A 22,866-nucleotide genomic window follows, 5' to 3' on the forward strand; every position below is an offset into this window, starting at 1 on the left:
CTCTTGGCGGTGTCATCGCTGAAACGCCGGAGATTCCAAAAAGATGCATGCCAGCGCGCATTTTTCGCCGGAGACTGGAACCATACACGCTGGACAGATGTTTTTCCGCTGAACAGGGGCGCATCATGTCTGTCTTTCAATTTCGTTTTTCGGACCAGGAGGGGGACGTTGCTCCCGAAGAATTTTATGAATTCCAGGATTTGTTGGCGGCGATCGACGAGGCAAAGCGCGTTCTGGCGGAAATGGCGCTCGATGGCCTGCCAAACGAGCCGGGCGGTTCCATCGCCATCGAGGTCGTCACCGCTACCGGATCCGTTGCAGCCAAAGTCGGCCTGACCCTGAGCGTGGATTTTCCGATCGGGTAGGACCGAAAGCATAGACGGTTTCCAGTCGCATCAGGACGTTGCGGCTCTCAGGAATTCTTCGGTCGTGCAAAGATCGAGTTGAACGGAAAACCGGTTGCCCAGCAGCGCGAGCGAGGCATCATGGGTTCCGTCAGTCCCGCTACAGACGCCATCCGACAGCAGCACGACATGGTATCCAAGATCAATCGCGCCGAGTACGGCGGCAAGAACACAGACATCCGTCTCACCACCGCTGATCACCAGCGTTTCGATACCGGCGGATTTAAGCGCACCATCCAAATTGCCCTCCGTCCAGGGAGAATAGGTCCGTTTATCGAAAACCTTTGCCGGCGGCACGAGCCTGGAGAGAGACGGCACGAGATCGATGAAGCCGTCGGGCAGATGTTCGCGCGTCAGCATCCACCATTTTGTATAATAGTCCCGCCACGTCCCATTCATGTCGGACGCGTGCTCAGGCGGAATGAATCGGGTGAAGATCGTCGCTTCCGGAAAATGTCCGGCCACTTCCTCTACCTGCGGAAGGACGATGTTCATCCAATCGACATGCCATGGGGTGTCCTCCGCAAACAGCCGCTGCATGTCCACGCAGAGATGCCGCCAGTTCCCAAGCGCCCGCATCATCGTCTCCTTCATGTCAGCAACTGGAAAAGCGGCGAACGGTTCCCATCGGATTTCGATGGAAACACCGGCTCAGCTGCCAGAAACGAAACCCTCAATCCACCGCCGGTCCGACCGTATCGGCGACATAAGCGCCGCGCTCGCCCATCGGCACTGGCGGTCCCGTCGTCGTATCGCGGGCGGTTTGGTGTTCCAGTTCGGCGTTCAACTCGGCGCCGACGATCACGATGATGACCGAGATCCAGGTCCAGATCATGAAGCCGATCAGCGCGCCGAGCGCACCATAGGTCGCTTCGTAATTGGCGAAGGTCGAGAGGTAGAAGGAAAACAGGATCGAGGCCGTGAGCCAGAGCAGCGTGCTGAACACCGCCCCCCAGGTCAGCCAGCGGATCTTCGCATCTTCGCGGCTTGGTCCGACGCGGTAGATCAGCGCGACACCGGCGCCGATGACGACAAGGACGATCGGCCAGCGCAGGAGACGGATCAAGATTTCCTGCCAGCGGTCGAGCCAGAGATAGGAGAGAAGTGCCGGCACCCCGCCGATTGCCGCGATGAACACGGCCGCCAGCACCAAGGCGATCCCGGTGAAGGCCAGCGAGATCAGATTGAGGCGGATGATGCCGCGCTTTTCCGCCTCGCCATAGGCGATGTTCATCGCATCGAACAGCGCCTTGACGGCACTGTTGGCGCTCCACAGCGCGATGGCAAGGCCGACCACGAAGCTGATGCTCAGCGTCGAGGCTTTCGCCTGAACGAGCACATTGAGTTGCGTCAGGATGATATCGAAAGCGCCCGGCGGCAGGATATCGGCGAAAAAAGTAATGTGTTTGGCCATGGTGGCGGGATCGGCGATGAAGCCATAGAGCGACACCAGCGCGCCCAGCGCCGGAAACAGCGAGAGCAGGATGTAGAACGTCACACCGGCGGCAACGAGCGTGACCCGGTCTGCGATGACTTCACCGACCAGCCGCCAGAAGACATCCCGCAGCCCGCGCGCCGGAATCTGGTTCGGAGTGGTCGCGTCGCGCCCACGCCCGGGCTCACTCCGTTCGATCTTGGATGAAGTCTTCGTTTCGTCGTCATACCGCATGCGCCATCACCTCTCTTGTCGGAGATAGTGCGGATGACGCGCTTGACGATTACAGGAAGGAAGAAAGAACCAGACATTTTCATCTTGCCGTTTCGAACGTCACTTCCATGGATGGAACATCCGGCAGCAAGGCGAGTTGATCTCCTTCAACAGGAGAGCAGCCATGGAACAGAACACACCCAAGCCCGGTCCGGCCGGCACCACCGATCAGTCGCCCCGCTGGGAAGGTCCGAAGGAAACACGCCCGCGCGGCTACCTTCCGGCCACCGACGATCCGGAGATCGATCGCGATGCCGTCGGGGAAAACCTGAACGATCCCGACCGCAACAAGCTGAAAGACGCTGGCAAGACCAAGGGAGACAGGTGATGGCTCCCAAGACATCCTCCGCCAATACCATCCAAAAGGATGCCGAAGGACAATATGCGAAAGGGCTCGAACGGAGCGACAACAACGGCGTGTCGAGCGCCAAGCCGAGGGTGATCACCGGGTCCGACGACGCGACAGCCAACCGGACACAGCCTGGCAAGAAGCCGCCCGAAAAGGATTGGGACGTCAATAGCGACGAACGCGATATCAAGGACGACGAATTCAGAGGATAGCCGCTCTTCGTGCCGCACTACGGGTTTGCGATGCATTTGATCGAAGCCCCGTCGTTTCGCGCCGAATCGCGGTTCGCTGCGGCACCGTCCTGCCCTACCGAAAGCCGTGTCCATCTTGCCTTCCTAAGCGCGCGCCCTGCCACACGGCCTGAAAATTCAACTTTGTCGCATAGAACCGCAAAAATCCCTTGCAATAGAGGGCTCCTGACTCTAGTCAGGCGCTAACGGAGAGGTGGCCGAGTGGTCGAAGGCGCTCCCCTGCTAAGGGAGTATACCCGGAAGGGTATCGTGGGTTCGAATCCCATCTTCTCCGCCATTTTCCCGAATGATCCAATCCCGTCATTGCCAATTGCCCCAGACCCGTGTCCTGGGATAATCCTTGCCGTCAGTGGTGAACGCCCCGATTTCAGTAGGGCGCAACAAGAGATTCGGGAGCATCCATGAACAGCGACAACAAGCCGGTCACGCAAGTGACGATCGAGAAACGCCGCAATGGCCGCTGGAGCTTCGTGCTCAAGCGCGGCGCGGTGGTCTATCCCGCCCAAGGCCAGTTCACCAGCCAGTTGCAAGCGCATGCCGCAGGCCAGATGGCCTTGAAGGCGTTGGACAACAAGCGCTGACACGCCTGCCGTCAAGAAGAATGGCCGGGTCTGCAGCGGCAGCCCGGCCATTTTCGTTTCATCGGGTTGATCGGCCTCAGGACTTCCGTGCCAGCCGGTCCATCGCGGACTGCGTGGCTGCGCCGAATTCGCCGTCCAGCGGGCCGCCGTAATAGCCGCGGTCACGCAACAAGGCCTGAAGCTCCTTGCGGAAGGCCGGCGTGAAGTTGTTCGGCGAGGTCTTCATTTCGTTGAGCTTGGATGGATCGCCACCCTCGACACTGGCTGCGGCCCAACGCACGGCCTCCTTCGGGTCGGCCTTGGTGCCGAGACCAAAGTCATAGAGGCGGCTCAGATTGCCCATCGCATAGGCGCTGCCGGCATTCGCCGCCATTTCGTACCAGTTGCGGGCCTGGGCATAATCCTGCGGTACGCCATTGCCGACATCGTAGAACCAGCCGAGCAGCGCCATCGAATAGGCATCACCGACATTGGCGGCCTTTTCGTACCACTTCTTGGCTTCGGTATAGTCCTGTGTCGTGCCGAGACCGTTCTGGTAGGCCCAGCCAAGCGAGGACATGGCATTGGCGTCGCCGCCCTCGGCTGCCTTCTGGTACCAGGCAAGCGACTGGTTGAAGTCCTTCGGAACACCGTTTCCTTCACGGTAGAACCAGCCGAGCGTCGCCATGGCATTGGCATAACCCTGATTGGCGGAAGCCTGGTACCATTTCAGCGCCTCGGCATAATCCTGCTGAACGCCGCCATAGCCTTCACGATACAGCCAGCCGAGCGAGGCCTGCGCATAGGAATTGCCGGCATTGGCGGCCTGCTCGAACATGCTCTTGCCATTCTCGATATCGACCGGACCGTCTGTGCCGTAGATCGAGAACCAGGCGAGGTTGGTGAGCGCGTACATGTTGCCGCCGTCGGCGGCCTTCTGATAATTGCTACGCGCATCGACATAGTTGCGGCCGGCATCCTGGGCACGACCCAGCATGTTGACCAGCATCATGTCATCCGGATTTTCGTTGACCGCCTGGGCGCAGGCCGTCAACGCCCGTTCCGAATCGATCTTCAGGAAACCGACGCCGAGGAAACCCGGCATGGATTGCGGCTCGCCCGCGAGAAGGTAACAATCGCGCGACGCCTGCGTATCCTTGCCGGTTTGCGAGATGTTCAATCCCTTCTTCGGCTCGAGCGCGGCGATCTGGATTTCCGCCTCGGCCTTGTGCTTGCTGTCGGGATAGCGCTCCATGAAACGCGTCAAGGCAGCGGCATCGGTCGATTGCTTCAATGCTTCCCAGGCGATTTCATCCGGGGTCACGGTGGTCTGGGCTGCTTCTTCGAGCAGTTTCAGCTTCTTTTCCGCCAGCATCTTGTAGACCGGATCCGAGCCGTGCTTGGAAAGGAACACTTCGATCAGGTCCTTGTCGGCGAGATCGCGGATATTCTGCCAGTCCGCAGCGGCGGCGGACTGGCCGTTCGGCGAGACTTCCTGCGTGTTGCCGTTGTTGGTGACGTTGATATTGACTTCCTTGATGTTCAGGAAGATCTGCGCACCACCGAGCGAACCGTAGACGAAGGGCTCCTGTTCGCGGTTTGTCGCGCTCACCACATCGTCACGCACCTTGCCGAGCGCGATGCGCACGTCCACGCCCGGTTCCGTCAGGTATTTGGAGAGCGCCGTCGCGAACGGGCTGTTCCTGCCCTCGCCGTCCATCGCGACGGTGCCAGCCTTGGAAGCAAAGGCGACCAGAAGATCGGCCGACTCGGGCTCGACTCGGGCTAGACCACGGCTGACGGCGCGCGTCGAGATCGACCGGGTCATCGACTGCTCGAACGGATTGTTGCGGCAGGCGTCGAGAATGACCAGCTTCAGGCGGGTCGCGCCTTCCAGCGATCGCTGCACACGATCGAGCGGAATCGCCTCATCCTCGACGTCCTTGTCGGTCTTCAACGAAACATCGACCGGCAGCAGGAAATTCTGGCCGTTCATCTCCATGCCGTGGCCGGAATAATAGATGATCGCGACATCGGCGCCGGTGGCCGTATCCTCGAAATCACGCAGGGCCTTCACCATGGAACCGCGATCGACGTCATGAACGGTGGTGACGATGTCGAAACCGGCATCCTCGAACGACTGCTTCATCAGTTCGACGTCGTTGGCCGGGTTGTTCAGTTGCGATGTCTCCTCGTATTTTTCATTGCCGATCAGCAGGGCGACGCGTTTTGCTGCTTCGGCAGCACCCGCCTGAAATGCGAGAATAGAAAGCGAAATGAGAAAGACGGGCACCCAGCGCCGCGAATGAGCTTCAAACATGATTTCCCTCCGCGCCCGCACAGCCGTCCGGACGTCTCCGCCCCGCAAAACCGTACAGACATGATCCCTTGTAGATTCGGCGCGAGATTTTATCGCCGCGCTCTTTGCATGGAAGTATTACGTATGACCCACCTTGTTTCAATGTCCGCTTTTGCGCTTTTTTAAGCAAGGATGAAGACATTAGGGTGAAAATATATCCGTTCGGACAAAGGCCGGCGAACCAACCTGATTTTCGGAGTTTTCAATGTCGATGGTGATGCATCTCGCGGAGGCGAAGTTTGGCCAGCCGAGCATGACATACAAGCACTATTACATCGAGCGGCCCTGCCGCATTCTCGTCGTCGGCGAACACCTGAAACCGAAGACGAAATACCGGTGCCTGCTGCGTCATATCTCCGTTGGCGGCGCGATGCTCGATTTCAACGCCAATCTTATCCTGCCACGCCATTTCTTCCTGCAGGTCGAGGGCTTTCCGGAGGAGATAGGCTGTTCCGAGGTGCACCGGCGGCGCACGGAACTCGGCGTCCGCTTCAACGTACCAACGCCGCCGGAATTCGTCAGCCGTCTCATTCGGGCGAATTTTACCAGCGGCATGATCTGACACGCGGCTAATTCTGAAGCCTCCAGCAATCCAAGCGGTTCCCGATTCCGTAACACAGGGAAACGAGGATGAGCGCACATGAAATCCATGCTTTTCGCCTATGCCGGGACGCTCCTGTCGTTTCTGGTCGTCGATGCGATCTGGCTGGGGCTGGTCGCCCGCACCTTCTACCGAGACCAGTTGGGTGCCTTGATGCTGCCATCGCCGAACTTTGCGGTCGCCGCTATTTTCTACCTTTTTTTCGCCGTGGCGATCGTGTTGCTGGCTGTCATGCCGGGGTTCAAAGCGGGCTCTTTCACTCTGGCCGCGGGGTATGGCGCGGTCCTTGGACTGGCGGCCTACGGAACCTATGACATCACCAATCTCGCGACGCTGAAGGGCTGGCCCCCGATGGTCTCGATCGTCGATATGGCATGGGGCACGTTCGTCACGGCGCTCTCGGCCGGCTGTGGCTTCGTTGTAGCCCGCTTCTTTGCCGGCGAAATTGCCTGATTTAGGCACGCGCCGATCGCCGTTTGTCGCAATTTCGGTCCTAGTTAAATTTTTAAGGAATGTTTTCAACGGATTGCAACATCCCTGAACAATTGTGTGTCAAATCGATCATTGTCTTCGGAGGAAGGCTTTGGCCGACGAGGCCCACCAGCGCGGCAGCCGGATCCTGCTCCACCGCCCGCTGCAATCGAGGAATGGGTGATGCAGAATTCGACGATGTACTCCACGGTTAACTCGAAACTGTACGAGCAGCGTTTCGAGCGCTTCTCGGTCGCGCAGGCAGGGACGCTGATGGCCGTCAGACCCGCGCTTGGCGGCGTATCGACCCGGACCTGCAAGATGATGGAGATTTCGCGCGGTGGCGCCAGCTTTGTCGTCAACACGACGATCGGCCTGCCGGAGCATTACTACCTGACGATCGTCGGCACCAAGAAGCGCATCGGATGCGCCGAGGTTTACCGCCGCGACAACCAGATCCAGGTGCATTTCATCAAGCCGATCGACGAGGAATTTCTCCACCAGATCGTCCGCTACGAATTCTTCACCGGTGGTGAGCTGAAGAAGCATTGAGGAACGTGTCTCGCCAGTGGCGTATTTCGCTACCGGTTTCGGTTTCCTTGACGAGGAAACATCGCTAGTCTCCGCTGCGATTTCACCCACCGTCAGGCCGATCCAGCATGTCCGCATTCTCCAGGTTCACCCCCCTCGTCTCCTCCCTGCCCTCCACCATCCCCTTTGTCGGGCCAGAAGCAATCGAGCGTCAGCGCGGCCGCGCCGTTTCGGCACGGATCGGTGCCAATGAAAGCGGCTTCGGTCCTGCTCCGTCCGTCCTTCAGGCCATGACGGCTGCGGCGACCAGCGTCTGGAAATACAATGATCCGGAAAATTTCGAACTGAAGGAGGCGCTTGCCCGGCATCTGGGTGTTTCCGCTTCCAATATCGCCATCGGCGAAGGCATCGATGGCCTGCTCGGCCAGATCGTCCGGCTGGTGATTGAACCGGGTATGCCGGTGGTGACCTCGCTCGGCGGCTATCCGACCTTCAATTTCCATGTCGCCGGTCATGGCGGCCGGCTTGTGACGGTGCCCTATGTCGATGACCGCGAGGATCTCGACGGTCTTTTGGAGGCGGTGCGGCACGAAAACGCACCGCTGGTCTATTTTGCCAATCCGGACAATCCAATGGGTAGCTGGCATGATGCCGAGAGTGTCGTGGCTTTCGCCAAGGCCTTGCCGGAAGACTGCCTGCTGATTCTTGATGAGGCCTATGGAGAGACAGCGCCTGATGGTATGATCCCGGCCATCGAGGCGCTGATCGACAGGCCCAACATCATCCGCACCCGGACATTTTCCAAGGCCTATGGCCTTGCCGGCGCGCGCGTCGCTTATGCGATCGGGACGCCGGGCACGGTGCAGGCCTTCGACAAGATCCGAAATCATTTCGGCATGAACAGAATCGGCACCGCGGCGGCGCTGGCGGCGCTTGCGGATCAAGGTTATCTCAGGGAAGTCGTTGGGAAAATCGCGGCATCACGCGACCGGATCGCCGGGATCGCAATAAACAACGGGCTGAAGCCCTTGCCGTCGGCCACGAATTTCGTCGCCATCGATTGTGGGGAAGACGCGGTTTTCGCGCGCTCGATCGTCGATCGCCTGATGGCTGATCATGGCATTTTCATTCGCATGCCAGGCGTTGCGCCGCTCAACCGTTGCATCCGGATCAGCACCGGGCCGGAGGCGGATATGGCCCTTCTGGAGGAAGCCTTGCCCAAAGTCCTGAAAGCAATCGGTCGACGGTAGAGGTCGCGCCCCATCTTCGGAGGTCTTCGCCCCTACCGCCGTCCGGCGATGCGATCATATCTCAATGCATTGTCATCCATTCGCGAGCAGCGCGCAGGGCAAGGGCGAGGTCCGTCTTGCTCATCGACATCGTCAGGTCAGCGCGCAGCGCTGCTGCCCGGTCCGAACCCTTGATCGCAGCAATATTCAGCCATTTATGCGCGGCGACGAGATCGACATCGCAACCACGTCCGGTTGCATACATCAAACCCATTTCGCAGAAGACGTCCGCGCGGTTTTCGCCACCCATCGTGGCATTCGAAGCATTCTGAATGTCAAAGCGTGCCATTTTCTCTGTCCCTGTTTTTAAGGTTGTTACTGTCTGCAGTCCCTGTTTTTCTGCCCTTTTAGAGCTCCTCAGGAGGGCTGCCGTCTTGTGCGGCTTTCACCCTTCAGAGGTTGTCGGCGGGGTGTTTCCCCCTGCTCGTCTTATGGATTTGAGTATGCAGCAGTCGTTTCAATACACGCTTAAAATGCATGATTAATGTGAGACGAACAAAGTTCAAAGGATTGGTAAACTTGGCTTTTTGTTAAACATCGGACTGCCTTGTAAAGCTGGCTTTTGCTTCAATCTTTACGGAAAATTCAATTCCGGATTTCAACCAATCGCTAACCACGCGAAACGGTGCGCCACGATCAACTTCCCGGAAAACCCGGATCGCCCTGCTCCGCACACGGATTTTTTCGGCGGCAAATCGCAAAAACGCCTGTTTACGTTTACGTCCGCGTAAGTTACTTTTGAGGCGTTGAGCAGGGAGGAGACCGGCTCTGGAAACATATCGACTGGACCATGCGGCACAGCATGTGGTTCCGGCGAGCTCTACGGGAGGATAATCATGATCCGTACATTCATTCTGGCGGCCGCGATGACCATGGCCACGGCAAGCGCCGGCTTCAGCGCCGAACCGATCGTCGGCAACTGGAAGACGGCCAGCGGCGAGACGGCGGCCATCAGTTCCTGCGGTGGCGCCTATTGCATCACGCTGAAGACCGGCAAACATGCCGGAAAACGCATCGGCAGCATGAGCGGTGGCGGCAACAGCTATTCCGGTGAGATCACCGATCCCGCCAACGACAAGACGTATAGCGGCAATGCATCGATCAGCGGCAGTTCGCTGAAGATGCAGGGGTGTGTCCTCAAGGTTCTCTGCAAGTCGCAGACCTGGACACGCATGTAACCGACGAACGATCCGGCGGGGCCAGCCCCCCGCCGGAGCCTCTCTGCCTGTTCGTGTGCCCTCTGACCGAGCAGGATGGCTTGCGCATCATTGTCATCCGACAGGCCGCCGCTTCTTCCCCTTCCACATATACCGAAACACCCACAGATCGAAGCGAGCATCGCTGTTTGCGGCCGGCATCTCTGTCGAACACGAGAAGACATGCCGATACACTGCATGCATACGAAACCGGCAAGATGAACGGGAGATGAACCGGGATCTCAGGAAGAGTTCAGTTTGGCTGTGCGAAAAGGTCATCATCGAGTTGAACCCCGATCGACACACAAGACCAAACGGACAAAACCATGGACATTCTCGCCCGCCGCCTCACCATCATCAGCATGCTCATGGTCGTCTTCGCAATGCTGCTGGCAGCAGCCGTCAGCGCCGACACGCAGCGCCGCCGCCACCACAGCTTCGCCGGCTCGCTGGCTGACTGCACTGTCCACACCGCGCAATTCTGCGAACAAGCCAAACTCTAAGGAAAAGACGATGTCCGCCCTCTTCCAGTCCGCGACCACTGCACTGCGCATGCTCGCACTGGCGAGCCTGCTGATGGCTCCAATAGGGGCAGTTGCCTACAGTAAGGCTGCCGGCCACGGCATCGGCAAGCAGGGCGCAGGCCTCGTTCTCTTCGTTACGCTGCAGCGCCAGTCGATGAGCTAAACAACGGGTGGCGACAACAGCCGCCCTTGCGCTAACGATCCCTCTACCTTCCTATGTGCCCGCCTCAGGAAGGAACGCCATGCCCATCTCCGCATTTGCCATCTACGCGCTTGCAGCGCTTGCCGAAATCGCCGGCTGCTTCTCCTTCTGGGCCTGGCTGAAGCTCGACAAACCAATCCTTTGGCTGCTGCCAGGCATGGCCAGCCTCGCCCTTTTCGCCTGGTTGCTGACACTCGTCGATTCCGCCGCCGCCGGTCGCGCCTATGCGGCCTATGGCGGGGTCTATATCGCCGCCTCGCTCGCCTGGCTCTGGCTTGTTGAGGGTGTGCGGCCCGACCGTTGGGATCTGGCGGGCGTGACGCTTGCTCTTGCCGGAACCGTCGTCATCCTTGCCGGACCGCGCTGACGAATTGCGCCGCGTGGGCGCCGTCGGGACAATCCAATCTTGTCGTTTGCTTGTCAAAAACCCCACCCTATAATGCCGCATGAGCAAACGAATCTCTTCCCTTTCCGCCCTTTCCATCGCCACGCCGGACGCCTTTGAACCGCGGACGTTCGATGATCCCGTCGCCGCCGTCGATGCGCTGTCGGCGCTGTATGAGCGCAACACCAAATTTCTGGTCGATGCCTTCACGGAACTTGGACGCACCGGAACGCCGGTCTCCCGCTACCGCGCCTGCTATCCGCAGGTCAGCATCGAGACCAGCAGTTTCAGCCATGTCGATTCGCGCCTGTCCTACGGTTACGTCAGCGGCCCCGGCGTCTATACGACGACGGTGACCCGGCCAAAGCTGTTCCGGCATTATCTGAAGGAACAACTCGGCCTGCTGATCCGCAGCCATGGCGTCGGGGTCACCGTGTCGGAATCGGCAACGCCGATCCCGCTGCATTTCGCCTTCGGTGAAGGCGCCTATGTCGAGGCATCGATGGCCGAGAATATCGACATCCCGCTGCGCGACCTGTTCGACACACCGGACCTGACGACGACCGACGACGAGATCGCCAACGGCTCCTACGAGCCCGGCCCCGGCGATCCATCGCCGCTTGCCCCGTTCACGGCGCAGCGCATCGACTATTCACTCGCCCGGCTGAGCCACTATACGGCGACCAGCGCCACGCATTTCCAGAATTTCGTTCTGTTTACCAACTACCAGTTCTACATCGACGAATTCTGCGCCTGGGCGCGCCAGCAGATGGCCGATGGCGGCAATGGCTACACGTCCTTCGTCGAACCCGGCAACATCGTCACCCAGGCCGGCTCCGACAAGCCGGACTCCGACCTGACACTTGCCCGCCTGCCGCAGATGCCCGCCTATCACCTGAAGAAGAAGGGCCATGGCGGCATCACCGTCGTCAATATCGGCGTCGGCCCCTCCAATGCCAAGACGATCACCGACCATATTGCCGTTCTGCGCCCGCATGCCTGGCTGATGTTGGGTCACTGCGCCGGCCTGCGCAACAGCCAGACGCTCGGCGACTATGTGCTGGCCCACGCCTATGTGCGCGAGGATCACGTGCTCGATGACGACCTGCCGGTCTGGGTGCCGATCCCGGCGCTGGCCGAAGTGCAGGTCGCCATGCAGGACGCTGTGGCGGAGGTGACCGGCTATGAAGGCTACGATCTCAAGCGGATCATGCGCACCGGCACCGTCGCCACCATCGACAACCGCAACTGGGAACTGCGCGACCAGCGCGGGCCGGTGAAGCGCCTGTCGCAATCGCGCGCCATCGCGCTCGACATGGAATCGGCGACCATCGCCGCTAACGGCTTCCGCTTCCGCGTGCCCTACGGAACGCTGCTTTGCGTTTCCGACAAGCCGCTGCATGGCGAGTTGAAGCTGCCGGGCATGGCGACGGCCTTCTACAAGACGCAGGTCAGCCAGCATCTGCAGATCGGCATTCGCGCTCTTCAGAAGCTCGCGGCCATGCCGCCGGAAAAGCTGCATTCGCGCAAGCTGCGCAGCTTCTTCGAGACCGCCTTCCAGTAAACGTCACCGGCGCGGCGACAACAGGATCGACAGGAGCGTGCCGGCAACCGCCGACACGAGGATCAAGAGATGCGCATTGACGCTGGCGCTTGCCAGCAGATCAAGGGCCGCGCCCTGTGCCGGCGCGCCGAACGAAATAGCGCCGGCGGTGATGCCGGCCGGATAGGTGCCGACGCCGGCGGGCGCATGGACCGGCAAAACCGATGACAATTCGCCGCCGAGCGCGCCGCCGAAACAGGCGCTGAGCGGCAAAACGCCCATCGTGGCGAGCACCCAGGCAAGCACGGCGACCTTCGTCGCCCAATTGAGCACCGTCATCAGCCAGGCCCGCACGAAGGCGGCGGGAGACGCCGGCAGCCCCGCCTCAACCTCGGACAGCAAACGACCGAGCTTTTCCGGCAGGCGCCGCTGCAAGAGAGCCAGCACCCTGCCCTTCAGCAGGAACAGCGCCAACGGCGCGAAGAGGAACAGTCCCCACAGTAGCCAGCCCAGTGTCCGGTCGTCGCACGTGATGACGAGACCGACGCCGGCGGCGGCAAACAGGGCGTGCAGGTCGAGCAGCCGCATCAAGAGCAGCGCCGAGGTGCTGCGCGTCAGCGGAACCGAGAATTCCGAGCGCATGAGGATGGGAAAGCTGGTTTCCCCCGCCCGGAACGGCAGCATGATGTTCAGCAGATTATGAACCTGAGTCACCCGCAGCAGCGTCAGGAAGTGGCCACGGGTCTCGTTAGGAAAATAGTCGTAGATCCGGTAGCAGCGGATGAAATAGGTGCCGACCAGCAGTGTGAGCGCGGAAAGCACCGGCAAAAGGCCCATCTTGGCCCACTCTTGCAACAGAACCGGCCATCCCCATATCCACTGGATGAAGGCGGAATAGGCGATGACGGCCATCAGGGAGATGACGGTCACCCGGTTGCGGACGAGCCACCTATCCCGGCTGGCATCCCCTGCTGCATTCATCTATTGCTACTTTCCTGTCCGGTGCTATGGGACGGCTGGTTATCACGATAAGCCGGGCGAGAGAACCTGCAGCGTTTCAAAGGTTTTGATTTTGGATCCCATCTTGGAAGCAAACAGAGTAGCGACCGCCACCGACGAGGCGATCGAACTGTCCGTGGTCGTGCCGATTTATAACGAAGAGGAAAGCGTCGGGCCGCTGGTTCAGCGCATTCGCGAGGCCATGTCGAATTTCGACCGATCATGGGAGTTGATCCTCGTCGATGACGGCAGCACCGATGCGACGCTGCTCAACGCCCGCAAAGCGCTTTCGGACACCGGTCTGCGCCTGAAGATCGTCGAACTGCAGCGCAATTTCGGCCAGACGGCGGCCATGCAGGCAGGCATCGACACGGCGGTCGGCCGGCTGATCGCCACGCTCGACGGCGACCTGCAGAATGACCCGCGCGACATTCCGGCCATGGTGACGGCAATCGAGGAACGGGAACTCGACCTTCTGGTGGGCTGGCGCAAGAACCGGCAGGACGGGCTGCTGCTGCGCAAGATTCCGTCCTGGTGCGCCAATTACCTGATCGGCAAGATCACCGGCGTGAAGCTGCACGATTACGGTTGCAGCCTGAAGGTCTACCAGGCCTCGATCATCAAGCAGGTCAAGCTGATGGGCGAGATGCACCGCTTCATCCCGGCCTGGGTGGCGGGTGTCGTGCCATCAAGCCGGATCGGCGAAATGCCGGTCACCCATCACGCCCGCCAGCACGGCACGTCGAAATACGGGATTTCACGCACCTTCCGCGTCATTCTCGACCTGCTCTCGGTGCTGTTCTTCATGCGCTACAAGGCGCGGCCGGGTCATTTCTTCGGCTCGATCGGCCTGGCGGCCGGCGGCATCAGCGCGCTGATCCTGTTCTATCTGTTCATCGACAAGTTCATCTTCGGCAACAATATCGGCGGAAGACCGATGCTGATCGTCGGCGTCATGCTGTTCCTGTCCTCGGTCCAGTTGATCACCACCGGCATCCTTGCCGAGATGATGGCGCGGCTCTATTCCGGCGAGAATGACACGCCGCCCTATATCGTCCGCAAGATTTTCGACACCGACAGCACCGGCGCCTGACGACCTCACGCGGCCGGAGTAAGCTCGGCGCCGACCAGAAGCTTCAGTTCGCCGGGATGAATGCGCAAGGCGACATCGCGACCGATCGGCAAAAGCTCGCCATCGATGACACAGTTGATCTTATGGCGGGCGCGCGGAAAATGCAGATCGACCGAGGTTACGCTCATCTCGGTGATCAGCGGGCTTTCCCGGAATTTTCCGCGCAGGATATCGAAGGTCAGCTTGGCGACGCCCGACGGCTTGAGCGGTGGCGCGGTATAGAAGCCCAGATGCCCGCCGGTAACGTCATCGGCATACATCAGCGCGTTCGGGCCGAAGTGATTGTTCGACACCGAGATGGCCGAGACCTCGCGCTTTTCGCGCATGCCATCGACCTCGAACTCGATCTCGAATTCCGGCGGATTGAGCATGACGCCAAAGGCGGCCCGCGTACTGGCACGGATCTTTCCAAGCCTCGAGGCAAACGTATAGGATTCGCGGTAGCGCACCATGCGGGCATGCAGCCCCATGGAGAACTGGTGCACGAAGGCACGGCCGTCGGCGCTGCCGATATCGCCATCCACCACCCTGCCACCGGCCAGCACGTCCAGCACCGTCCAGATGTCGAGCGGCAGCTTCAGCGCGCGTGCAAACAGATTCATCGTTCCGGCCGGCACCACCCCGAGCGGAATGCCGTTTTGCCAGGCGACCCCGGCGGCGGACGAAATCGTGCCGTCGCCGCCGCCGGCGATCATCGCATCCAGATCGTCGCGCCGCGCGGTCCTTTGGAGCGCACCGCTCATCTCGCTGCCATTGACGACGGCGATCTCAATGTCATGTCCCGCAGCGCGAAAGATTTCCTCCGCCTTGGCGCCATATGCTTCCATATCCGTCGTGCGGAACGTGCCGCCATCGCGATTGAAAATGGCCTTGATCTTCATGAATTGTCCTTGGACTGTGCCGTGCGGAAGTTTATCATATAGGGTGACGGTCACGGATTTGCAGGTGGGCGCGCGCACCCGTGCGTGAATCCCGGCAAGCGGTTGTCAGGGCCTCGCCATGCGGCTATGTCGTCCACTCCAGACCACCATCCCTTCAGGACCGGACGAAAACAGGCATGAATTTTCTGGTCAGGCATCTTCAGACGCGCCCCGCCACGTTCATCTTTCTGGTTGCCGCCTATTTCGCGCTAAATGTAATCGTCCGCCTGTCGCTGCCCAATTCGCTGGAAATGGACGAGGCCGGCCAAATCCTGATGAGCCAATGGTACGCTCTCGGATATGACACGCAGCCACCCTTCTTCAACTGGATCCAGCATCTGATAATCGATGCGATCGGCCAGTCGCTGCTGGCGTTGAGCCTCGTCAAGAACCTGTTCCTTTTCTTAAGCTACGTCTTCTACTATCTCGCCGCCCGCGAGATTCTGACAGGCAAGGGACTGGCTGCAGCGGCAGCACTCGGACTGCTGACCATCCCGGAAATCGGCTGGCTGGCGCAGCGCGACCTGACGCATTCCAACGCCTCGCTGTTCGCCGCTTGCCTTTTCCTCTACGGGCTGTTTCGCACCCTTAGTCGGCCAAGTCTTTGCAGCTATGCCGTGACCGGCATCGCCATCGGCATCGGGCTCCTGTCGAAATACAATTTCTCGATTCTCTGCCTCTGCACCTTCGTCGCGGTCCTGGCCGTTCCCGCCTATCGCCAGCGCATCCTCGATTGGCGCATCCTGCTGACCGCGGGGGTCGCGGGATCGATCGTCTTTCCGCATGCGTTCTGGCTGTTGCAGAACTTTGAAATCGCATCCCATGACACCGTCAACAAGCTGGAAACCGGCGGGCAGGATGGTGTGCTCCTCCAGATGGGCCGTGGCCTCTCGGAACTGCCACTGACTGTCCTGAGCTTCTGCGCCCTGACGATTCTCGTCTATGCGACGATCGCCCGCGATCGTTTCTGGCCGAGCTTGCGTGCGCAGAACGATCGAATTCGGCTGGTGGAAATCATGTTCGGCGTGCTGCTGGTCTTCCTGCTGTTTCTGATCTTTTTCGTCGGTACGGCTGAACTGAAGACCCGCTGGGTATCTCCGGTCCTCTTCATGACGCCCCTCTATCTCTGCCTGAAGCTCGATGCACACGGGATCGATGAAACGGTTTTCCTCAAGCGATTCTTGCCGGTCATCCTGTTGCTGATGGTCTTGATCCCGGCATCACTGGTCCTGCGGATCGTCGCGGCCGGGCCGATGAACGTCCATCCGAAATTGACCGTGCCATACCAGGCCTTCGCATCAGAACTCGTCGCCAAGCCCGGCGTCCAGCCCGCTCTGGTGATCGCGCAGGACGCCTTCCTCGCGGGGAACCTGCGCATGCAACTGCCGGACATCCCGGTCGATACGGAAACCTACAGGCTCTACAGTCCACCCTTCGACTGGTCGGAGGACAAGCCCATCCTGTTGGTCTGGCGCGCGGGAGACAAGAATGCGCTGCAGGTTCCGGCAAACGTCGAGAGCCGCCTCAGGCAGCGGATCGGTACCGTGCCGCCGCTGCAGCCACAAACGATCGCGCTGCCCTATATCTACGGCAGCGACGGCGATCTCTTCCGCTTCGGCTATGCCTGGGTTCGCAAACCCTGATTGCTCGCCTCATGCGGCCGCCTGCGGCATGATGTTGTCGTCTCCCCAGCGCTTCATCGCCATGATCACCGGCTCGAGGCTGCGCCCGCGCGCCGTCAGGCAATAATCGACCCTTGGCGGCACGACGGCAAAGACCGTGCGATCGATCAGCCCGTCGGCCTCCAGTTCGCGCAACTGCTTGGTCAACATGCGCTGCGTGACGTTCTGCAGGCGGCGGCGCAATTCGTTGAAACGCATCGTGCCATCGAGAAGGTGATAGAGGATCACGCCCTTCCATTTTCCGTCGATCAGGTTGAGCACGCCCTCGACCGGACAACCGGGAGAGCAATCGAGTGTCTGATGACGAACGCGCGGCATTTCACGGTATCCTTTTGGGTACTATATACACTTTATGTGCATTCTTGCAGGCTTTGAATATAATGCGCATCTAGCTTCCATTCAAACCCGAAGGAGCCAACATGCGCGCTGTCGCCTACAAGATCCCTCAAGCCATTTCCGCCGAAACCTCGCTGATCGACGTCGACCTGCCTGTCCCTACTCCCGAGGGCCGCGATCTGCTCGTCGAGATCAAGGCCGTTTCCGTCAATCCGGTGGATGCCAAGGTCCGCGCCGGTTCCAAGCCGGAGCCCGATCAGTTGCGCGTCCTCGGCTTCGATGCTGCCGGCATCGTCAAGGCAATCGGCCCGAAGGTAAAGCTGTTCCAGCCCGGCGATGCGGTCTTCTATGCCGGCGCCATCGATCGGCCGGGGTCGAATGCCGAATTTCATCTGGTGGATGAACGCCTTGTCGGCAAGAAGCCGGAAACGCTTGATTTTCCAGCCGCCGCCGCCCTGCCGCTCACCGCCATTACGGCTTGGGAAATGCTTTTTCATCGGCTGAAGGTCAATGATCCCGTGCCCGGTGCGAACGCCATCCTGATCATCGGCGGCGCCGGCGGTGTCGGCTCGATCGCGATCCAGCTGGCGCGGGCGCTGACCAACCTCACGGTGATCGCGACGGCGTCACGACCCGAAACGCAGAAATGGGCCTATGATCTCGGTGCGCACCACGTGCTCGATCATTCGAAACCACTCGCCCGACAGATCGATCAACTCGCACTCGGAGCACCGGCGTTCGTCTTTTCAACGACCAACACGACTGATCATATCGGCGACATCGTCAACCTGATCGCGCCGCAGGGCCGGTTCGGACTGATCGACGATCCCGATACGCTCGATGTCGTTCCTTTCAAGCGCAAATCGGTCTCCATTCATTGGGAACTGATGTTCACCCGCTCGCTATACCAGACCAAGGACATGGAGGAGCAGCACCACCTTTTGGACGAGGTCTCTCGCCTGGTCGATGCCGGCAAGATCCGCTCGACGCTGACGGACAGCCTCGGAACCATCAATGCGGCAAACCTGAAGACGGCTCATGCCCTGATCGAGAGCGGCCGGACGAAGGGCAAGCTTGTGCTGGCTGGATTCTGACCAGTTCTCGCTTGTCGAATGAGGACTCAACGCAGTTCCCACGGGAACGCGTCCCTGCCATGCGCCTGCGTAAACAGGGGACAGCGCGGCACATCGAACACCTCCCAAGCCGGTGAAGCCGCGCTGCCCCGGAACCGCGCTCCGTAACGAAAGCGAAGCGCGGTTCCGGGGCGGCCCCTTCATCTGCCACCGGAGAACACAATGCCGTCCTTCATTGCCACCCTCGTCAATTCCCGCGCGTTCGGTTATCTCGCTCGCACTATCCTAACCTACATGTTCTGGGCCAGCGGTCTGGCCAAGCTCCTCGACTTCAACGCCGGGGTCGCGGAAATGGCCTTCTTCGGACTGGAGCCCGCCCCGTTGTTCAACATTGCGGTGGCGGTCACGCAGCTTGGCGGCTCGGCGCTCATTATCGCCAATCGCTGGACCTGGCTCGGCGCCGGCGCGCTCGGCATCTTCACCGCCCTCACCATCCCAATCGCCCATCCGTTCTGGACAATGCAGGAGCCGATGAAGACGCTGGAGTTCTATGTGGTGATGGAACACATCACGGTCATTGGCGCGCTGATGGTGGTTGCCTGGAAGTCCGCCCCGGCACGCGATGCGGTGGCTTCTCCCCACGCGGCTCTTGCTACGCAGGCAAACACGTAACGACACAAGCGAAGGCCTGCCGGATACGAGCCGGCAGGTCTTATCTGGGTTCCGGCAGTTTCAGCGTGCCGCCGGTCTTGATGGTGCGGATGGCAAAATTTGAGCGGATATCCGAAACACCCGGCAATGCCAGCAAGGTCTGTGTCAGCAGCGTCTCATAGGCGGCCAAATCTTCCACCACCACTTCCGCCAGGAAATCGGCGCTTCCGGAAATCAGGAAGCAGGACACGACCTCCGGGATCGCCAGAAGCGCGTCCTGCTGCGACACGGCGTTTTCCAGGCTGTGACGCCCCACCTTGATCTCGACGAAGACAGTGAGCCCGAGCCCGACCTGCTTGCGGTCGATATCCGCGCGATAGCCCCGCAGCACGCCGGACTTTTCGAGATTGCGGATGCGCCGGAGGCAAGGCGACGGCGACAGGTTCACGCGCTCGGCAATTTCCACATTCGTCGCCCGCGCGTCCTCCTGCAGGATGCGAAGGATGGCAATATCGAATTTATCCAGATTTGGCATTTTTGCAAACTATTCCCATCAAAATTGGCACATCATAGCGTTCAGTATAAATTCTTGGGCATTGTTCGCAAGGACATGCCCTAGCCTCCGGCGCTAGATTTTCTTTCGAGGAAACGGATTTCCGTTTCGAACAGAGAGGATAGCCCCATGACTACGCTCGCCTTCACCCGCACCGGCACCCCCTCGGCAGCAACTGGTTATCTTGGCGGCACGGTTACCGTCCTGATCTGGGCCAGCTGGATTCTTGCCACCCGCCACAGCGCGGCGACGCCGCTCGGGACGATCGATATCGGCCTGATCCGTTATGGCGTTCCCGCGATCGTATTGGCGCCGGTCTGGTGGCGGATCGGACCGTTGCCGAAGGGCGTGCCGCTTCATCTGCTCCTGCTGATGGTGGCGGGTTCGGGCGCGCTGTTCTTCCAGTTGACCACCTATGCCATCCACCAGACGCCGGCGGCGTCGGCTGGCATCCTGCTCGGCGGCTCCATGCCGCTGGCGGCCGCCCTGATCGGTGTTTTGATCTTCAAGGAGCGGCCGGATCGCAGCCGCTGGCTGGGGCTTGCCGCCATTCTCGCCGGCGTCGCCATCCTGCTTTACAGCAGTCTTTCGAGTGCCGGCATTCCCTGGACGAGTTTCATCCTGCTGCCCTCCGCCGCCCTGCTCTGGGCCAGCTATACCCATGCCTTCAAGCGCTCGGGGCTGACCGCCGTCGAAGCTGGCGCCGTCATCGCCTTCTGGTCGGCACTGATCCATATCGGCCTCGCGCTGATCTACGGATCAACACTGGCCATCACCCCGGCAAACGAGATCGCCCTGCAGGTCCTCAGCCAAGGCATCCTATCCGGCCTGACGGCGACGGTCGCCTATGGCACGGCGGTGCGGGTGCTGGGCGGCACGCAGGCGGCCGCCTTCACGGCGATCACGCCGGTCCTGGCGACGCTGGGCGGCGGCATTCTTCTGGGCGAACAGATCGGAGCGTTCGAGATCGGCGCGGCCGTCATCACCGGCCTCGGCGTTGCCTTGTCCACCGGCCTGTTTGCGGCCCGGCGCTGATCATCGTCACAATTCGATCAGAAGCGGCGGCCCGGTCAAACCGGGCCGGCCTTTGTGTCTCAAGCCTGCAGCACGACGACGCGGCCGCCGACTCCGACGCGTTCATAGAGATCGACCACGTCATGGTTGAGCATACGCACGCAGCCGCTCGACATGGCCTGCCCGATTGACCAGGGCTGCGTCGTGCCGTGGATGCGGAACATCGTGTCATTGCCGTTCTGGTAGAGATAGATCGCCCGCGCGCCGAGCGGATTGTTCGGCCCGCCGGGAACGCCGCCGGCATATTTGAGGTTCTTGCCGGGATCGCGGCGGATCATGTTGCCGGTCGGCGTCCATGTTGGCCATTCGGCCTTGCGGCCAATGTAAGCGGAACCCGCCAGCGCATAGCCGTTGCGGCCGACGCCGATGCCGTAGCGCATCGCCTCGCCATCACCGAGGATATAGTAGAGCCGCCGCGCCGGCGTATCGACGACCACCGTGCCGGCATCATGTTTCGTCGCATAGGCCACCTGTTGGCGACGCAGTTCCGGCTTGATCTTGTCGAGCGGCATGGCCGGCATCGGAAACTTCTCGTCGGGTTTCGCCGCATAGTTGGCCGCATGGTTCGGCCCATTGGTGGCGCAACCGGCAAGCAGTGCAGAAAAGCCGATGAGCAGGCCACGGCGGGAGATCGACATCGTGAGTTTCCTTAAGATCCGGTTGATGCGACCGAAATTAAGGAGAACATGGTTAATGGGCGGTTAAGCGCGTTGAAATCGTGCACGATTTGGATGTTCGCGTGCCTGCGACGACGCTCGACAGCAAAGGCAGGTTTTGTTGGCGGGCTCAAAGTGTCCTCCCTCATCAAGTCAGTCGTGCATCGGCGGCTTCATATTCCTTGAGCCTTGCATTTGCGATGACGACGATGTGTCGCATGAGGGCGCCGAGGGCTGTCATCTTTGATTTTCCCGCGGCCAGGAGGCGTCGGTATATGACGGCGAGGTGGCTTTTGCTGTGGCTTGCGGCCATGGCGGCGGTGAAGAGCAGCGGGCGGAGCTGGCGGCGCCCGCCGGTGGCAAATCGCCGTCCTTTATAGGTGCCGCTGTCGCGGGGATGCGGCGCACAGCCGGCGAGACTTGCGGCCTGCCTGCGGTCGATCCGGCCGAGTTCGGGCATGAGGGCGAGCAGGACGGGAGCGATCACCTTTCCGATGCCTGGGACACCGCGCAGGATCGCCTGACGCTCCTTCATCCGGCGGTTGCCGCTGACGGTCGCCTCGATCTGCCGGTCGATGGCATCGATGCGCCGCTTGATCTCGGCGACATGCCCGGCGATTTCGCGCGCGATCGGCTTGTTGCGCGGCGCCTTCAGCCGGTTTTCTTCCTGCACCCGCATGGCAACGAGGTCGGCCCGGCGTGCGACCAAAAGCTTCATGCGCGCGTCCTGTGGCTCCGGCGCCTGGAAGCGCGGCAGCGATTTTGCCCGCAGGAGGCCGTATTCGGCGATATGGCGGGCATCGATCGGGTCGGTCTTGGCCATCGTGCCGCAAGAGCGGATGAAGGCCTTCACCCGCGCGGCATCGGCGCGGTGGGCCGGGATGGCCAGGCTCTCCAGAACGCGCAGCAGTTCGTCTTCGTAACCGCCGGTCGCCTCGCAGATGGCAAGCATGCCGGTGCGTCCGGCATAGGGCTTCAGAGCCGCCTTCAGAGCAGCTGTCGTGTTGGAGACGGTGAGAGTTTTCAAGGTGCGGCTGTCGAAAAGGGTGACGGTATCCTTGGCGACATCACAGCCGAGGGTGGACTGGATTTCATCGGCATTCGCGATCATGATGGGGCTCCATGCTTGGCATTGTCTGCGGGCGCGGTGAAAACCGGCCCATTCAAGTCAACAAGCGATGCGAAGCTGGTGCGCTCACGGCCCAGGATGAGGCCGGTCGTCAAGACCTATTCCTGTTCGGGCGCGTGACCGCATCATGCCCGGGGTGGCCACCCCGGGCATGATCCAGCTTCACCCCATTAAAGCATGATTCAGACAGACAATTCCTGTGCCCGCCACAGGAATCCAGCCAGATCAAGTCATTGAGCTGAAAGAGTCTTTCGACCCGACGGACGTCGGGTCGCTGGATCCCCGCCA

At 60.6% G+C, this 22,866-nt stretch carries 28 protein-coding genes and 1 tRNA gene; 19 read left to right on the top strand and 10 right to left on the bottom strand.

Annotated elements, in window-relative coordinates:
• The first annotated feature begins 125 nt into the window (after positions 1 to 125).
• Positions 126 to 365 (top strand): DUF6894 family protein, encoded by a 240-nt coding sequence (locus tag ACST81_RS17235; protein ID WP_438749389.1) that lies wholly within the window; start codon positions 126 to 128, stop codon positions 363 to 365.
• Positions 366 to 395: 30 nt separating this feature from the next.
• Here the strand turns inward: ACST81_RS17235 and ACST81_RS17240 are convergent, their stop codons facing one another.
• Complete coding sequence (locus ACST81_RS17240; RefSeq protein WP_438753641.1) at positions 396 to 983, bottom strand: cysteine hydrolase family protein; 588 nt, start codon at positions 981 to 983, stop codon at positions 396 to 398.
• Positions 984 to 1,077: 94 nt separating this feature from the next.
• The gene (locus ACST81_RS17245; protein ID WP_438749390.1) at positions 1,078 to 2,073 is read right to left on the bottom strand and encodes a YihY/virulence factor BrkB family protein; all 996 of its coding nucleotides are present in this window, start codon (positions 2,071 to 2,073) and stop codon (positions 1,078 to 1,080) included.
• A 163-nt stretch (positions 2,074 to 2,236) separates the two neighbouring features.
• Between ACST81_RS17245 and ACST81_RS17250 the strand changes: the two genes are divergently transcribed.
• From ACST81_RS17250 to ACST81_RS17265, 4 genes are all read left to right on the top strand, one after another.
• Entirely contained in the window at positions 2,237 to 2,440 is a 204-nt protein-coding gene (locus ACST81_RS17250; RefSeq protein WP_438749391.1) for a hypothetical protein, read from the top strand.
• A complete protein-coding gene (locus ACST81_RS17255) occupies positions 2,440 to 2,673 on the top strand; it encodes a hypothetical protein (protein WP_438749392.1) in 234 nt (77 codons plus the stop codon). Before ACST81_RS17250 ends, ACST81_RS17255 begins: the two co-directional genes overlap by 1 nt.
• 226 nt (positions 2,674 to 2,899) lie before the next feature.
• Positions 2,900 to 2,989, top strand: a tRNA-Ser gene (locus ACST81_RS17260).
• Positions 2,990 to 3,113: 124 nt separating this feature from the next.
• Positions 3,114 to 3,293, top strand: a complete 180-nt coding sequence (locus ACST81_RS17265) for a hypothetical protein (RefSeq protein WP_438749394.1) — start codon at positions 3,114 to 3,116, stop codon at positions 3,291 to 3,293.
• A gap of 76 nt (positions 3,294 to 3,369) precedes the next feature.
• Here ACST81_RS17265 and ACST81_RS17270 read toward each other — a convergent pair whose 3' ends face one another.
• A complete protein-coding gene (locus ACST81_RS17270) occupies positions 3,370 to 5,592 on the bottom strand; it encodes a caspase family protein (protein ID WP_438749395.1) in 2,223 nt (740 codons plus the stop codon).
• A 244-nt stretch (positions 5,593 to 5,836) separates the two neighbouring features.
• Here ACST81_RS17270 and ACST81_RS17275 point away from each other — a divergent pair, with 244 nt between their 5' ends.
• From ACST81_RS17275 to ACST81_RS17290, 4 genes are all read left to right on the top strand, one after another.
• A complete protein-coding gene (locus ACST81_RS17275) occupies positions 5,837 to 6,193 on the top strand; it encodes a hypothetical protein (RefSeq protein ID WP_438749396.1) in 357 nt (118 codons plus the stop codon).
• Between the two features lie 78 nt (positions 6,194 to 6,271).
• Entirely contained in the window at positions 6,272 to 6,685 is a 414-nt protein-coding gene (locus tag ACST81_RS17280; protein ID WP_438749397.1) for a DUF2177 family protein, read from the top strand.
• Between the two features lie 201 nt (positions 6,686 to 6,886).
• Positions 6,887 to 7,255, top strand: a complete 369-nt coding sequence (locus ACST81_RS17285; protein ID WP_438749398.1) for a PilZ domain-containing protein — start codon at positions 6,887 to 6,889, stop codon at positions 7,253 to 7,255.
• Between the two features lie 107 nt (positions 7,256 to 7,362).
• On the top strand, positions 7,363 to 8,484 hold the full coding sequence (locus ACST81_RS17290) for a pyridoxal phosphate-dependent aminotransferase (protein WP_438749400.1): 1,122 nt from the start codon (positions 7,363 to 7,365) through the stop codon (positions 8,482 to 8,484).
• A 61-nt stretch (positions 8,485 to 8,545) separates the two neighbouring features.
• On the opposite strand, the gene ACST81_RS17295 is transcribed toward ACST81_RS17290, so the two are convergent.
• Positions 8,546 to 8,812 (bottom strand): sel1 repeat family protein, encoded by a 267-nt coding sequence (locus ACST81_RS17295; protein WP_438749401.1) that lies wholly within the window; start codon positions 8,810 to 8,812, stop codon positions 8,546 to 8,548.
• 547 nt (positions 8,813 to 9,359) lie between these two features.
• Between ACST81_RS17295 and ACST81_RS17300 the strand changes: the two genes are divergently transcribed.
• The 5 genes from ACST81_RS17300 to ACST81_RS17320 all read left to right on the top strand — a co-directional run bounded on the left by ACST81_RS17300 (position 9,360) and on the right by ACST81_RS17320 (position 12,394).
• Complete coding sequence (locus ACST81_RS17300) at positions 9,360 to 9,701, top strand: DUF2147 domain-containing protein (protein ID WP_438749402.1); 342 nt, start codon at positions 9,360 to 9,362, stop codon at positions 9,699 to 9,701.
• A 344-nt stretch (positions 9,702 to 10,045) separates the two neighbouring features.
• Positions 10,046 to 10,222 (top strand): hypothetical protein, encoded by a 177-nt coding sequence (locus tag ACST81_RS17305; RefSeq protein WP_325466622.1) that lies wholly within the window; start codon positions 10,046 to 10,048, stop codon positions 10,220 to 10,222.
• A gap of 10 nt (positions 10,223 to 10,232) precedes the next feature.
• On the top strand, positions 10,233 to 10,406 hold the full coding sequence (locus tag ACST81_RS17310; RefSeq protein WP_438749404.1) for a hypothetical protein: 174 nt from the start codon (positions 10,233 to 10,235) through the stop codon (positions 10,404 to 10,406).
• Positions 10,407 to 10,491: 85 nt separating this feature from the next.
• Entirely contained in the window at positions 10,492 to 10,812 is a 321-nt protein-coding gene (locus tag ACST81_RS17315) for a YnfA family protein (RefSeq protein ID WP_438753644.1), read from the top strand.
• Between the two features lie 79 nt (positions 10,813 to 10,891).
• The gene (locus ACST81_RS17320) at positions 10,892 to 12,394 is read left to right on the top strand and encodes an AMP nucleosidase (protein WP_438749405.1); all 1,503 of its coding nucleotides are present in this window, start codon (positions 10,892 to 10,894) and stop codon (positions 12,392 to 12,394) included.
• A gap of 3 nt (positions 12,395 to 12,397) precedes the next feature.
• Here ACST81_RS17320 and ACST81_RS17325 read toward each other — a convergent pair whose 3' ends face one another.
• Entirely contained in the window at positions 12,398 to 13,354 is a 957-nt protein-coding gene (locus ACST81_RS17325) for a lysylphosphatidylglycerol synthase domain-containing protein (RefSeq protein ID WP_438749406.1), read from the bottom strand.
• A 103-nt stretch (positions 13,355 to 13,457) separates the two neighbouring features.
• On the opposite strand from ACST81_RS17325, the gene ACST81_RS17330 reads away from it, so the two are divergent.
• The gene (locus ACST81_RS17330) at positions 13,458 to 14,465 is read left to right on the top strand and encodes a glycosyltransferase family 2 protein (protein ID WP_438749408.1); all 1,008 of its coding nucleotides are present in this window, start codon (positions 13,458 to 13,460) and stop codon (positions 14,463 to 14,465) included.
• Positions 14,466 to 14,470: 5 nt separating this feature from the next.
• Here the strand turns inward: ACST81_RS17330 and ACST81_RS17335 are convergent, their stop codons facing one another.
• A complete protein-coding gene (locus ACST81_RS17335; protein ID WP_438749409.1) occupies positions 14,471 to 15,385 on the bottom strand; it encodes a diacylglycerol/lipid kinase family protein in 915 nt (304 codons plus the stop codon).
• A 176-nt stretch (positions 15,386 to 15,561) separates the two neighbouring features.
• Here ACST81_RS17335 and ACST81_RS17340 point away from each other — a divergent pair, with 176 nt between their 5' ends.
• A complete protein-coding gene (locus tag ACST81_RS17340; RefSeq protein WP_438749411.1) occupies positions 15,562 to 17,067 on the top strand; it encodes a glycosyltransferase family 39 protein in 1,506 nt (501 codons plus the stop codon).
• A 9-nt stretch (positions 17,068 to 17,076) separates the two neighbouring features.
• On the opposite strand, the gene ACST81_RS17345 is transcribed toward ACST81_RS17340, so the two are convergent.
• Positions 17,077 to 17,424, bottom strand: a complete 348-nt coding sequence (locus ACST81_RS17345) for a winged helix-turn-helix transcriptional regulator (RefSeq protein ID WP_438749412.1) — start codon at positions 17,422 to 17,424, stop codon at positions 17,077 to 17,079.
• Positions 17,425 to 17,525: 101 nt separating this feature from the next.
• On the opposite strand from ACST81_RS17345, the gene ACST81_RS17350 reads away from it, so the two are divergent.
• Both ACST81_RS17350 and ACST81_RS17355 read left to right on the top strand, forming a co-directional pair.
• Positions 17,526 to 18,536, top strand: coding sequence for a zinc-binding alcohol dehydrogenase family protein (locus tag ACST81_RS17350; RefSeq protein ID WP_438749413.1), 1,011 nt, complete (start codon positions 17,526 to 17,528; stop codon positions 18,534 to 18,536).
• A gap of 201 nt (positions 18,537 to 18,737) precedes the next feature.
• The gene (locus ACST81_RS17355; protein WP_438749414.1) at positions 18,738 to 19,187 is read left to right on the top strand and encodes a DoxX family protein; all 450 of its coding nucleotides are present in this window, start codon (positions 18,738 to 18,740) and stop codon (positions 19,185 to 19,187) included.
• Positions 19,188 to 19,227: 40 nt separating this feature from the next.
• Here ACST81_RS17355 and ACST81_RS17360 read toward each other — a convergent pair whose 3' ends face one another.
• Entirely contained in the window at positions 19,228 to 19,701 is a 474-nt protein-coding gene (locus ACST81_RS17360; protein WP_438749415.1) for an Lrp/AsnC family transcriptional regulator, read from the bottom strand.
• 147 nt (positions 19,702 to 19,848) lie between these two features.
• Between ACST81_RS17360 and ACST81_RS17365 the strand changes: the two genes are divergently transcribed.
• Positions 19,849 to 20,754, top strand: a complete 906-nt coding sequence (locus ACST81_RS17365; protein WP_438749416.1) for a DMT family transporter — start codon at positions 19,849 to 19,851, stop codon at positions 20,752 to 20,754.
• A 59-nt stretch (positions 20,755 to 20,813) separates the two neighbouring features.
• On the opposite strand, the gene ACST81_RS17370 is transcribed toward ACST81_RS17365, so the two are convergent.
• Positions 20,814 to 21,431, bottom strand: a complete 618-nt coding sequence (locus tag ACST81_RS17370) for a L,D-transpeptidase (RefSeq protein ID WP_438749418.1) — start codon at positions 21,429 to 21,431, stop codon at positions 20,814 to 20,816.
• Between the two features lie 166 nt (positions 21,432 to 21,597).
• Positions 21,598 to 22,560 (bottom strand): IS110 family transposase, encoded by a 963-nt coding sequence (locus ACST81_RS17375; RefSeq protein WP_438749419.1) that lies wholly within the window; start codon positions 22,558 to 22,560, stop codon positions 21,598 to 21,600.
• Positions 22,561 to 22,866 lie beyond the last annotated feature (306 nt).

Source organism: Pararhizobium sp. O133 (assembly GCF_051669845.1).
In the GTDB taxonomy this organism is placed as follows: domain Bacteria; phylum Pseudomonadota; class Alphaproteobacteria; order Rhizobiales; family Rhizobiaceae; genus Pararhizobium.